The sequence below is a fragment of the Actinomyces sp. zg328 genome (assembly GCF_009829635.1).
In the GTDB taxonomy this organism is placed as follows: Bacteria; Actinomycetota; Actinomycetes; order Actinomycetales; family Actinomycetaceae; genus Actinomyces; species Actinomyces marmotae.
The window spans coordinates 1-12,393 of record NZ_VWPE01000033.1; the positions used below are offsets into that span (position 1 = coordinate 1).

Here is a 12,393-nt window from a genome sequence, read left to right on the forward strand (position 1 = left end):
CGGCGCGCTCCCACCCAGGGCGCCGCATCGCCGCCGCGGCCGCCGTCCTGGCCGTGGGGGCGGGCCTCGGCGCGGGCGGGGCGTGGCTCGCCTGGGACAGGGGCTCGGAGACGACGACGGCGATCGGCCACTCCTCATCGCCGCCCGCCACCGGCGCGGAGCCCGCGGACCGGCGGGCGGCACCGGCCGCCCAGGACGGCGCCGCGGGAGCCGCTGGCTCCACTGGCGTCGCGGGCTCCTCAGGCGCTCCCGAGACAGCCGCTTCCGAGCCGCCCCATCCCAAGGGCGCGTGCCTGGCCGGGATCACGTCGATCTCGGGCCAGTCGAGCGCCAGAGCAGTGGACTGCGCCCAGTCGCACTCCTGGAGGGTGTTCGCCGTTGGAACCCTGGATGCCACGACCGTCTCCGGCTCGGATGACAGCCTCATGGCCGACGCCGTGGTGCGCAAGACCTGCACATCGGCCGCCGCCGAGGCCTCCGGCTACGCCGACGACGATGCTAAACTCACCGTGCTCGGCCCCTCGGAGGCGGCATGGCAGGCCGGCAGGCGCGGGTTCTCCTGCCTCGCGTCCACCGGCTGACGCCGCGCCGCCCGGGCGGCGCTCCTCAGTCCGCTCCGGGGCGGCGCAGGCCGCGCCCGAACCAGCGCATCGCGCGCCCGGTCTTGACCTCGCTGGTCAGCACGGCGCCGGGGGCCTCCTCCGGCCGGGTGATCCCGAGCAGCACGTCCTCGACGACCTGATCCATCTGGGACAGGATGAGTCCGGCGGAGGCCTCCTCGCCCGGCTTGCCTCCGGCGAAGCGGCGCGCGGTGATCGTTCCGGACAGGCCCTGCTCGATGCCGACATCGGTGGCCAGATCCGCGGTGAGCAGCACGGATCCGCCGCGGCTCAGGCGGGACAGGGTGGCGGCGAGCTCGGCGGCCTCGGCCGGCTCGTTCTCCGAGCCGCCCAGGAGTTCGGCGATGTCCCACTCGGCGTGGGCGGAGGCGAACTCCTTGACGGCGAAGGCGCCGCTGGAGGCGGGCACGACGACGCAGTCGAGCCCACTCATGGCGCACAGGGAGGCGAGGGCCTCGGCGGTGGGCAGAGGCGTGAGGACGACGGCGATCTTGAGGGCACGCGCGGCCGGGGAGCCAGTCGGCGCGGGGCGCGCCGCGCCTCCGTCCGGGGCCCCCGCCGCCCCACCCCGGGCGGTGGGGCCCTCGGGGCCCTGGCCCTGCCCGGTGACGTCCTCGGCGCCGCCCAGGTCGAGGCCCTCCACGAGGGCGGCGAACTCGTCGTCGATGCGGTCGGCGTCGTCGGGGGTGGTCTGGTCGTTCATCACAGGGATCCCTTCGTGGAGGGGATGCCGTCCACCCGCGGGTCGGGCTCGACGGCAGTGCGCAGGGCTCGCGCGAGGGCCTTGAACTCTGCCTCGGCGATGTGGTGGGGGTCGCGCCCGGAGATGACGCGCACGTGCAGGCAGATCCCGGCGTGGTAGGCGATGGCCTCCAGGGCGTGGCGGACCATGGAGCCGGTGAAGTGCCCGCCGATGAGGTGGTGGACGAAGGCCTCGGGCTCGCCGTCGTGGACGAGGTAAGGGCGCCCGGAGATGTCGACGACGGCGGTGGCCAGCGCCTCGTCGAGCGGGACGGAGGCGTCGCCGAAGCGGCGGATGCCGCTCTTGTCCCCCAGGGCCTGGCGCAGGGCCTCGCCGATGCAGATGGCGGTGTCCTCCACGGTGTGGTGGACGTCGATGTGGGTGTCCCCCGTGGCGCGCACGGTGAGGTTCATGAGGGAGTGCTTGCCCAGCGCGGTGAGCATGTGGTCCCAGAAGGGGACGGTGGTGGAGATGTCGGTGGCGCCGGTGCCGTCGAGATCGAGGTCGACGACGACGCTGGACTCGCTCGTGGTCCGCTCGACGCGGGCGGCGCGGGCGGCGCGGGCGGCGCTGATGCGGCTGGCAGGGCTGGGGGTGCTGCTCATGCGGGCTCCTGGGGGTCGGGGCCGACGGCGCGGGCGCCGCTGAGGGCCTTGGTCAGGGCGGCGCGGAAGGCCGTCATCTCCTCGGGCGTGCCCACGCTGGCGCGCAGGAAGCCCTCGGGGCCGACGACGCGGATGAGCACGCCGTCGTCAAGGAGATCCTGCCAGACGCGGTGACGATCGGCGAAGGGGCCGAAGAGCACGAAGTTGGCGTCGGACTCGTGGGCGGTCAGGCCCTGGGAGCGCAGCCAGGCCACGAGGGAGTCGCGCTCCTCGCGCAGGGAGGCGACCTGCCCCATGAGCTCCTCCCGGTGGGCCAGTGCCGCCAGGGCGGCGGCCTGGGTGATCGCGGAGAGGTGGTAGGGCAGGCGCACGACGCGCAGCATGTCGACCAACTCGCGGGAGGCGGCGAGGTAGCCCAGGCGCAGGCCGGCGGCGCCGAAGGCCTTGCTCATCGTGCGGGACACGGCCAGGTGGGGGTTGCCCTCCAGGAGCTCCAGGGCGCTGGGAACGCCGGTCCGGCGGAACTCCGCGTAGGCCTCGTCGATGACGACGACGCAGTCGGTGGGGGCGCCGTCGGCGGCGGTGGGCCCGTTGCCGCGGGCGGCCTCCAGCAGGGCGCGCGCGGCGGCCGGGGGCAGGGCGGTGCCGGTGGGGTTGTTGGGGCTGGCGGTGATGAGCACGGCGGGGCGGCGCTCGGCGATGGCGGCCGCGGTGGCATCCACGTCGATGCTGAAGTCGTCCCGGCGCGGGATCGTCACGTACTCGGTGAGGGTGTCGCGGGCGTACTCGGGATACATGGAGTACGTGGGGGTGAGGGACAGGCAGGCCCGCCCGGGCCCGCCAAAGGCCTGGAGGAGGTGGAGCATGACCTCGTTGGAGCCATTGGCCGCCCAGATCTGGTCCCGCCCCAGGCGCGCGCCGGACTCGACCCCGAGATAGTCGGCCAAGGCCTGGCGCAGGGCGGGGAAGTCGCGGTCCGGGTAGCGGTTGAGACCGGAGGCGGCCCGGGCGACGGCGTCGGCGATGTCCGCGACGACGGCGGGACTGGGCGCGTAGGGGTTCTCGTTGACGTTGAGGCGCGCGGGCACGTCCAGCTCCGGGGCCCCGTAGGGGGTCTGGCCCTCGAGCCCGGGGCGGATGGGAAGGCTGCTCACGGGCAGTGAGTCTACGGCGCCGCCGACGGCGCCGTGTGACCGCCCGATGGCGCCGGGACGACCCGGGCCGGCGGGTCCTCGTGGACGGCCTCCCGGTAGACCAGGGTGATCTCCTCGTAGTCGAGCCGGGTCAGGGCGTACTCGATGAGCCCGGCGGAGTAGAGGCCGAGCTCGCCGGCGTCGAGCAGGGCCTGGCGCTGGGCCCGGACCATGTCGAGGGAGAGCGCCCGCGCGCGCGCCTGCTCCGCGCGCCGCGCGGCCCAGCCGGCGTCCTCGCCGCCCTCGAACGCCTCCTCCCGGGCCGCGTGGGCCACGAGGGCCGAGGCCCCCTGCGCGGCCAGGACGATGCGCCTGCGGGCGTCGTCGGTGAGGATGTGGTCATCGTCGTTCTCCGGAATGACACCCTTGGCCGCGCTGATGAGGAGCCCCATGAGCTCGCGGCGCTCGGCCTCATCGGCGGGGCCCTCCATCGTCGGCCTGACGGCCCTGACCACCCACGGCAGGGTCAGTCCCTGGACGACGAGGGAGCCGGCGGCCACCAGTATCGCGATGAGCAGGAGGAAGGGGCGGTTGGGGGCGTCGGCGGGGAGGGTCTGGGCGGCAGCGAGCGTGACGGCGCCGCGCATCCCCGCCCACACGATGATGGTCCCCTCCCGGGCCCCGAGGGGGGCCTGCTGGTAGTAGGCCATGTCGGCGTCGACCCGTCGGATCCTGTCGATCGCCTGCGCGGCGTGGGCCCGCGCATGCGCGTGCCCCGTCCCTCGGCGCCCCTTGGCCAGGCGCTTGGCGAGGCCCTTGAGCCTGCGCCTCACGCCGCGGCGGCTGCTGTCCCAGGGGACGAGCATGTCCTTGGGGATCTCTCCGCGGGCGATCGCCTGGCAGCGCTCCTCGAACTCCTGGCGGGGCTCGCTCATCCCGTCCCATCTCTCGGCCCGGCGCGCTCCCCTGCGGCGCAGCCACAGGAGCATCGGGGCGACGATCGCGGCCCGCACGGCGACGCTCAGCACCCCGGCCAGGACGGCGAGCCAGACGGCGGTAGCGATCGGCGGCCCCTCGGCCCGGACGTCCTCCACGACCCCGAACAGCTGCAGGCCCATGACCAGGAAGATGAATCCCTCGAGGACGAGCTCGACGGTGTGCCAGGTCTCGTTGCCGGCGATGCGGTGGTCCGGGGGCAGGAGCCGGGGCGAGCGGTGCCCGGTCACCAGGCCGGCGACGACGGCCGCCACCAGGCCGCTGCCGCCCATGTGCTCGGCGGGGATGGCGGCGAGGAAGGGCACAGCGAAGGAGATGACCGTGTCGACGCTGGCGTCGGTGACGCGGGCGCGCAGGTGCAGCGTGAGCTCCCCGACGATCCAGCCCACGGCCACGGCGACGACGACGGCGAGCACGAAGCTGCCCAGGACCTCCCCCGCGCTGGTCCGCCCGGCCACGGCGGCCGAAATCGCCGAGGACAGGACCACCAGGGCGGTGGCGTCGTTGAGGAGCCCCTCGCCTTCCAGCACGGTGATGACGCGCTGGGTGACCCCGAGGCGCCGCGCGATGGAGATGGCCACGGCGTCGGTGGGGCTGAGCACCGCGCCCATGGCGACGGCCCAGGCCACGGACAGGCTGGGCAGGACCAGGGTGAGCACTCCCCCGATCACCGCCGAGGAGACGGCGACCAGGAGGACGGCGAGGATCGCGACGGGGGTGAACTCCCGGCGGAAGTTGATCGCGGGGATGGCCACCGCCGTCGCGTACAGGAGCGCCGGGAGGAGGCCCTCAAGGATGACCTCCGGCTCGATCACGATCGCGGGCACCGCCGGCAGGAACCCGACGGCGATCCCCATGGTCAGGAGCAGCAGCGCCGGCGCCACCCGGAGGCGGTCGCTGATCTGGCTGGCGCCGGCGATCGCCAGGAGTCCCGCGACGATGATGAGGAGGTTCATGGCGTCATTTTGCCATCCACGGCCCTCAGAGCCGATCGCCGGCCAGGCGGGCGCCCTCGGCCAGGGCCTCGAGCTTCGCCCAGGCGATGGAGGGGTAGACGCGCCCGCCCAGGCCGCAATCGGTGGAGGCGACGACCCTCTCGGGACCCACGAGGCCCGCGAAGCGCGCGATGCGCTCGGCCACGAGCTCGGGGTGCTCCACGACGTTGGTGGCGTGGGAGACGACGCCCGGGATGAGGTACTTCTCGGCGGGGAGCTCGACTTCCTCCCAGATGCGCCACTCGTGCTCGTGGCGGGCGTTGGCGGCCTCGAAGCTCAGCCCGTTGGCGCTGACGCTCAGGGCGAGGTCCACGATGTGCTTGAAACCCAGGTCGGTTGAGTGCGGGCCGTGCCAGGAGCCCCAGCACACGTGGTAGCGCACGAGGGCGGGGTCGATGCCCTCCAGGGCGTGGTTGAGGGCCTCGATGCGCACGGCGGAGAAGGCCCGGTAGTCCTCGAGGGAGGGCTCGACGACGAACTGGTCCCAGGACTCCGCCAGGTCGGGGGCGTCGATCTGGACGGTGAGCCCCGCATCGGTGATCGCCTTGTACTCCTCGCGCAGAGCCTCCGCCCAGGCCCACACAGCGGCCTCATCATCCTCGTAGTAGGTGTTGCCCACGCGCGCCGCCGACGCCGGGGACAGGGCCGCGACGAAGCCCTCTGAGAGCGGCTTGCCCGCCGCTTCCAGGCCGCGCTTGGTCAGGGCGATGTCTCGCGCGACGAGGTCGGCGCCGGTGTAGGCCAGGGGGCCGGTGACCGTGGGGAAGACCCAGGGCTGGCGGTTGGCGATGTGGATGCCGCTGGCCGGGTCGGCGTAGGCGTCGGCGAAGGCCACCCAGTCACGGCGGTCGGTCATCGCGTCGAGCTCGAGCTTGTCCGAGGGCTTGCGCGCGGGGGGCTCGGGGAGGACCTCGAGGCCGGAGAAGCGCAGGAAGGAGTAGCCCCACCAGGCGCCGTAGTCGACGGACTGGGTCATGAGGTGCCCGTACTCGCCGTCGTTGACGATGTCGATGCCGATGGAGGCCTGCCTGGCGATGACGGAGTCGACGGCCTCAGTGATGATGGCCTCGAAATCGGCGTCGGGCAGGGCGCCGTCCTGGTGATCCTTGTTGGCGGCGATGAGGGCGTCGGTGCGGGGAAGGGAGCCGACGTGGGTGGTGCGGATTCGTGTCATGGTGCGGTCCTCGATGATCCTGGCGGCAGCGCCGCCGTCCGGGGTGGTTCGGTTGGGACCGGAACCGCGCCTGGCGCGGCTTGGGGCTGAGGCGTCCGGGCGCCTCAGCGGCGCATGAGCGCCCCTGCGAGGCGCCGTGGCGCGCGCAGGGGGCACTCCGTCCTGGTGGGGGCGTGCGCCCCATCCCGTAGTGTCATCACTGGCCTTCCCCCACCTTAAGTGGTGGTGAGCCGAGGATAGTGCACGGCTCGGCCGTCGCACCCTCCCTGTCCCAGGAAGTGAGCCGCGGCCGAAGGCGCGCGCATTCGCGTCAGGGGCCCGGGCTACCGTGGACCCATGAGCGCCCCAGCATCGTCCACGCCATCGTCGGCACCCCTGGCCGCGCTGCGCGAGCGCGCGGAGGCCGCGCTGCGCGCGCTCGTCGGCAGCCCGGACGCGCGGCTGCGCCCCGATCAGTGGCGGGCGATCGAGGCGCTAGTAGTGGGCCGCCGTCGAGCCCTCGTGGTGGAGAGGACGGGATGGGGTAAGTCCGCCGTCTACTTCGTGGCCACCACGCTGCTGCGTGAGGGCTGGGGCGAGTGGCACGGGGGAGGCTCCCTCCCGCCCCACGGCCGGGAGGGAGCGGGCGGCTCCGGGCCCACGATCATCATCTCCCCGCTATTGGCCCTCATGCGCGACCAGGTCGCCGCCGCCGAGCGCGCCGGCATCCGCGCCGTCACCATGAATTCGGCCAACAGCGCCCAGTGGGGCCAGGTCGAGGATGAGATCCGCACCGGGCGCGCCGACGTCCTCCTGGTCTCGCCCGAGCGCCTCAACAACCCCGTGTTCCGGGATGAGGTCCTTCCGCATCTGGCAGCCAGCGCGGGCCTCGTCGTCATCGATGAGGCGCACTGCATCTCGGACTGGGGGCATGATTTCCGGCCGGACTACCGGCGCATCCGCACCCTGCTCGCCGGCCTGCCTCCCCGCACCCCCGTCCTGGCGACGACGGCCACGGCCAACGAGCGCGTGACCACGGATGTGGCCGAGCAGTTGGCCGGGCGGCAGATGGGCGTCCAGGCCCCGGAGGCGCTCGTGCTGCGCGGGAGCCTGCAGCGGGACTCCCTGCGCTTGGGCGTGGCGCGCCTGGAGGACTCGGCCACGCGCTTGGCGTGGCTCACCGACTACCTCCAGCGCACCCAGGGCTCCGGGATCGTCTACTGCCTCACCATCTCCGCGGCGGGTGAGACCGCCCAGGCCCTGCGCGCCGCCGGCCTGGAGGTGGCCACCTACACCGGCCAGACCGAGCCCGCGGAGCGCGAGCGCCTCGAAGCCGATCTCAAGGCCAACCGCGTGCGGGCGCTCGTGGCCACCAGCGCCCTGGGCATGGGATTCGACAAGCCCGACCTCGGATTCGTCATCCACATGGGCGCGCCCGCCTCGCCCGTGGCCTACTACCAGCAGGTGGGCCGCGCGGGGCGCGGCGTCGACAGGGCGGAGGCGATCCTGCTTCCCGGCGCGGAGGATCGGGCGATCTGGGACTGGTTCGGCTCCCAGGGCTTCCCGCCGCCCGAGCGGGTCCACGAGGTGCTCGACGCCCTTCAGGCGGCCGATGGCCCCCTGGGGATCGGCGCGCTGGAGACGGTGACAAGCCTGCGGCGCGCCCGCCTGGAGTCGATGCTCAAAGTGCTCGACGTCGACGGTGCCGTGCTCAGGGTCAGGGGCGGTTGGCTGGCCACGGGCGAGCCCTGGGCGTACGACGCCGAGCGCTACGCTCGGGTGGAGGAGGCCAGGCGGTCCGAGCAGGAGGCGATGCTCGCCTATGAGCACCTTCGCGCCCCGGAGTGCCGAATGGCCTTCCTGCGAGCCGCGCTCGATGACCCGGAGATGCCCGAGGGCTGGCGCTGCGGCGCCTGCGACCTGTGCGGGGGCCTCACCCTCCCCCAGGGGCCGGATCCGCAGCGGGTGGGGGCGGCGCGGGAGTCGTTGGAGCGCGTCGGGGTCGAGGTCCCCGCCCGGCGCCAGTGGCCCGTGGGCATGGAGAGGCTGGGGCTGGGCGCCCTGCGGGGCAGGATCCCGCCTGAGCGGCGGGCGGGCACGGGCATCGCCGTCGGCAGGCTTGACGGCCTGGGCATCTCGTCGGCGCTGCGCGGGCTCTTCGACTCCGGGGAGGACGGGCTCGTCCCTCCCGGGCTGCGGGCCCCCGTGCTGGAGGCGGCGGACCGCCTGGCCGCCCTGGCCCGCGTCGAGGGCGGGGCCGACGGCGCCTCCGCGGGCGGCGCGAGCGCACCTGAGGGGCGGGGCGGCGCGGAGGGCGCCGAGGGGATCATCGACGCCGTCGTCATCATCGACTCCCACCGCCGCCCACGGCTGATCCGCCACCTGGGAGGGGCGGTCGCCCACCGCCTGGGCGCCGAGCGCCTGGGCGTCATCGCCACTGGAGGGCGGCCGGGGCGCCATGACGTCAACTCCGCGACCCGCCTGGCGACGGTGGCCCGGAGCCTGAGCCTCGACGGCTGGGGGCCCGACGCCCTGAGGCGCCTCGACGGCGCCAGGATCGCCCTTATCGACGACTCAACGGACTCCGGATGGACCCTCACGGTCGCGGCGGATCTCCTGCGGGGCTCGGGCGCCGCGGCGGTCCACCCCCTCGTGCTCGCCCAGGGGTCCTAGCCACTGGGCGAGGGGCGGGGCCCGGCCCGCGGGGCCCGTTCTCAGGATCCGGGGGCCGAGGCGCGCTCCGAGGCCCGCTTGAGCGAGCGCCCCACCGGTCCAAGACCCCCGGGTCCTCCGCCGGAGGCCCCGCCGCCGCTCCCGTCGGCGTCATCGGCGCCGCTCGCGCTGGCCTCCTCGTCATCCAGGAAGTACCACCAGAAGGGAGCCCCCCAGGCCTGGGGGCGGCCCAGGGCGGCGCCCGTCACCTGGGCGATGAGGGCGATCCGGGCGGCGTCGGCGTCTTCCCGGGAGCCGAACCACCAGGGCCCCTCATCCAGGTCGCCCCCTCCGTAGCCGAGCTCGGTGACGGCCACCCGCTTGCCGGGGAAGCGATCCGCGAGGGCACTCATGACCCGGTCCGCCGCGGTTCCCAGCGGGTGGGACTGCGGGTAGACGGAGATGCCGACGACGTCGACGAGCCCCATGAGCTCGCCCCCCGCGAGCGAGGCCGCCACATTGAACAGGGCCCCCTGGGCCGCCGCCTGCCCGAGCTGGTAGTAGAGGGTCAGGACGGTCAGAGCGCCGGTGCGCTCCTTCACGGCCCGGGCCGCGCGCGTCGCGCGCCCCACCGGGTCCTCCCCCAGCCAGTCGCCCCCGAGCTCGTTGCCGACCTCCCAGGAGTCCAGCCCCGGCAGGGCGGCCAGCACGGCGTCGAGCCTCTTGTCGAAGTCCGAGTCGCTCAAGGCGGCGAGGCCCTCGGAGTCGCAGATCTGCCCCATGACGTGGATCCCGGCGCGCTGGAGGGCATCGGCCGCCTCCCGCCAGGCGGCGAGGGCCGGGGCGCTCGCGTCGTCGAGGACGAGCCGCACGGCTCCCCGCCTCGCGGAGCCGGTGGCGGCGATGACGGCGCCCCGCTGCTGCGGGCTGGGCGCCTCGGTGAGCGTCGCGCCGATGAGCGCGCCCGGCGGTGCCGCGCCGATGAGGGCGGTGTCGAGGGCGACCTGGGCGGCGGCGGCGAGCTCGAGGAGGCGCGCCCCCTGCTCGTCGCCGATGCCTGAGTCGATCGCGGACTGGGTCGCCGCGTGGGCGCGGCGCGAGGCCTCGAGGGCGCTGGCCGCGCGCCCGGTGGGGCCGGCCGCCCCGCTCGGGTCGGCCAGGGCGGCGAGGGCCGCCCGCTGCCGCTGGTGCAGGTCCCTGGCGGCCAGGGTGAGGACCTCGGCGCTGCCGTGCGGGGGCAGGTCGGCGATCAGCGCGGAGTAGCCCTGGGACGTGGGCCAGGACAGGCACAGGGCGCAGTCCCGGCCCTCGGGCACGTCGACGAGGATCGCCCCGTCCTCCTCGTAGAGGGGCCCGATCGCTATGACCTCGAGGGTCGTGGAGTCCAGGAGGGCGTCGTCATAGCCATCCTCGCCCTTGCCCGCGGACTGGATGGCGCGCACCTGGGCCAGGGTCATCGGCGCGCCATCGGCGTCGCGCAGCACCAGGGTGATGGTGGTGGTGGGGCTCGCGCCGTCCGGGCCCAGGCGGGTCATCAGCGCGCCCGCGGCCCCACCGGCGAGCGCCAGGCCCCCCGCGGTGAGCAGGGCCCGACGGCGCGTCATCCCCCGCCCGGTGGCCTCCGGAGCGCCGGGCGGGCCCGGGAGGCGGCTCGCGCCGTCCCCCGGGCCCGCTGGGGCGCCGCCGGGCTCCGTCATCGAAGGTCCTGGGCCGCCACGAAGGTGTAGCCCTGGGACTTGATGCCCTCGACGATCGTCTTGAGCTCGCTCAGCGGGTAGTAGGGGTGGAAGAAGAAGCTCGCCGTGGCGTGCGTGACCGCCAGGTTGAGGCGGGCGGAGTCGATCACCTGCTGAGCCGAGCGCGGCGGGTGGTTGTTGATGTCCTTGGGCTCGTAGTTGCCCAGGTTCTCGGGCAGGACGTGCGTGCCGTAGGGGTCGTTGACCGAGTAGGGGAAGAACTGGCCGATGTAGTCGTGCGGCCCGCCCGGCTTGCCGGTCAGGGTGCCCGCGTACATGAGCTCGCGCTCGTAGCGGGTCGAGTAGACCTTGTTGATGCCCTGGTAGCCGCTGCGGGAGGCCGAGTAGTGAGGGGTCTCGAAGATCTTGGGAGTGGGCAAGCCGAGCTTCTTGAAGTACTTGCGGCCCTCCTTGACGCGCTTCTTGGCCCACTTGGCGCTCGTGCCGGGAAGCTCCCCGCCGATCTGAACCCAGGAGTTCTGCTGGCAGGGCGCCACCGGCGCGTCCGGGGAGTTCTCATCGGAGCACCACGAGCGGATGAACTCGAAGTCGTCGCTGGACACGCCGTTGTAGGGGTTGTTCAGGTTGCCGAACTGGTGGGTGGTTCCGTGCTGGATGATGGTGCCGCCCTTCCTGACGGCGTCCTTGAGGACGGCGACGAGCTCAGGGGTGTCCTTGAGGGTCATCGACTGCGGCGTGCCGTCGTTCTTCGCCCCCGAGGGGTCCTTGTACACGGGGAAGACCGCCATCTGGAAGGGGACGCCCTGGGAGTACAGGTAGTCCACCATCGCCTGGAGTTCGGCCGGATCGGTGTCAGGACCGACGTCCTCGATGCGCACTGCCGCCTGGCGGATCTGCTTGGCTCCGGGCTGGAGGGAGTCCAGTACGATGCCGGCCGCCGCGATGTAGCGGTCCTGCTCGCTCATGTAGGTGACGGGGACCTCGCCGATGAACGTCAGGCCGCCGGAGGACACCGCCCAGGGGAAGGACGTCGTGCCCGACTGGGCGATGCTGGCGCACTGGGTGGAGGCGCCGTCGGCCGAGGAGCACAGGGCCTTGCCGAGCACGGTGACGGCGCCCTGATCAGTGATGTGGGGGGCGGTGATGCCACCCTTGTTCAACTCGTTGCGGCCGAAGGTCCGGCCTTTGTACTCCACCTGGGTGACGCGGTCGGTGGCGTCGATGTAGGACGTGGCGGCGTCCCATCCGAAGCGGGCGGTAAAGGCCGCCCGGTCCGCGTCGGTCTTGACGAGCTGCCAGATGTTGAAACCGGACCACAGGACGGGGACGTTGCCGGTCAGGACGTCGTCGATGAAGGCGCGGGGCAGGGGCTCGTCATAGGTCGACCCCGTGTAGATGACGTTGGTGTAGCGCCCGGCCAGGCCGGCCTGGTAGTCGGCCACCGGCAGGGCGGTGACGAGCCCGGAGTGGCTGGCCAGGTTGCCCATGGCCATGGCGTAGTACTCGCCCAGCTTGCTCCAGTCCCCGGTGGTGTCGTAGAGGACCAGCGTGGAGGCGGGGCCGGCTCCCCGATGGGAGTAGGTCACGGCGCGTCTGGGCACCGCTGGCGGGTTGGCCCTCAGGTCGCGGACCTGGGGCGCTGCCCGGACGGGCGCGGGCGCGGCCAGGTCGACCGCCGCCGCGTTGTCGTTGGCCAGGGGAAGAACCTCGGCCTGGGCCGCGGCGGGCGCGGGCGGCGCCTCGAGCGGGGCGGCCGAGCCGAGGTCATCGGCGGGGCCGCCCGTCGCGGGCGCGAGGGCC

Annotated in this window: 9 protein-coding genes; 2 read left to right on the plus strand and 7 right to left on the minus strand. The window is 73.8% G+C overall.

Going from position 1 to position 12,393, the window contains the following annotated elements; all coding sequences use genetic code 11:
• Positions 1-581: septum formation family protein (locus tag GVV75_RS09725; RefSeq protein WP_201288762.1), on the plus strand; the 581-nt coding region annotated here is incomplete at its 5' end.
• A gap of 25 nt (positions 582-606) precedes the next feature.
• Here the strand turns inward: GVV75_RS09725 and GVV75_RS09730 are convergent.
• The 5 genes from GVV75_RS09730 to GVV75_RS09750 are packed head-to-tail and all read right to left on the minus strand — an operon-like array spanning position 607 to position 6,265.
• Positions 607-1,323, minus strand: coding sequence for a hypothetical protein (locus tag GVV75_RS09730; RefSeq protein ID WP_159814554.1), 717 nt, complete (start codon positions 1,321-1,323; stop codon positions 607-609).
• Entirely contained in the window at positions 1,323-1,967 is a 645-nt protein-coding gene (gene hisB, locus GVV75_RS09735) for an imidazoleglycerol-phosphate dehydratase HisB (protein ID WP_159718788.1), read from the minus strand. The genes GVV75_RS09730 and hisB overlap by 1 nt, the downstream gene beginning before the upstream one ends.
• Positions 1,964-3,121, minus strand: a complete 1,158-nt coding sequence (locus GVV75_RS09740) for a histidinol-phosphate transaminase (protein WP_159718790.1) — start codon at positions 3,119-3,121, stop codon at positions 1,964-1,966. Before GVV75_RS09740 ends, hisB begins: the two co-directional genes overlap by 4 nt.
• Positions 3,122-3,132: 11 nt before the next feature.
• On the minus strand, positions 3,133-5,052 hold the full coding sequence (locus GVV75_RS09745) for a cation:proton antiporter (protein WP_159718792.1): 1,920 nt from the start codon (positions 5,050-5,052) through the stop codon (positions 3,133-3,135).
• 25 nt (positions 5,053-5,077) lie between these two features.
• Entirely contained in the window at positions 5,078-6,265 is a 1,188-nt protein-coding gene (locus GVV75_RS09750; protein WP_159718794.1) for a cobalamin-independent methionine synthase II family protein, read from the minus strand.
• A 336-nt stretch (positions 6,266-6,601) separates the two neighbouring features.
• Between GVV75_RS09750 and GVV75_RS09755 the strand changes: the two genes are divergently transcribed.
• Positions 6,602-8,917: a DEAD/DEAH box helicase gene (locus GVV75_RS09755; protein ID WP_159814556.1), complete on the plus strand. Its 2,316-nt coding sequence runs from the start codon at positions 6,602-6,604 to the stop codon at positions 8,915-8,917.
• 41 nt (positions 8,918-8,958) lie between these two features.
• On the opposite strand, the gene GVV75_RS09760 is transcribed toward GVV75_RS09755, so the two are convergent.
• Together GVV75_RS09760 and GVV75_RS09765 are read right to left on the minus strand one after the other, a co-directional pair.
• Positions 8,959-10,593, minus strand: a complete 1,635-nt coding sequence (locus tag GVV75_RS09760; protein WP_159814558.1) for a Tat pathway signal sequence — start codon at positions 10,591-10,593, stop codon at positions 8,959-8,961.
• The coding region (locus GVV75_RS09765) for a DUF2334 domain-containing protein (protein ID WP_159814560.1) at positions 10,590-12,393 on the minus strand (1,804 nt) is incomplete at its 5' end. The genes GVV75_RS09765 and GVV75_RS09760, both read right to left, overlap by 4 nt.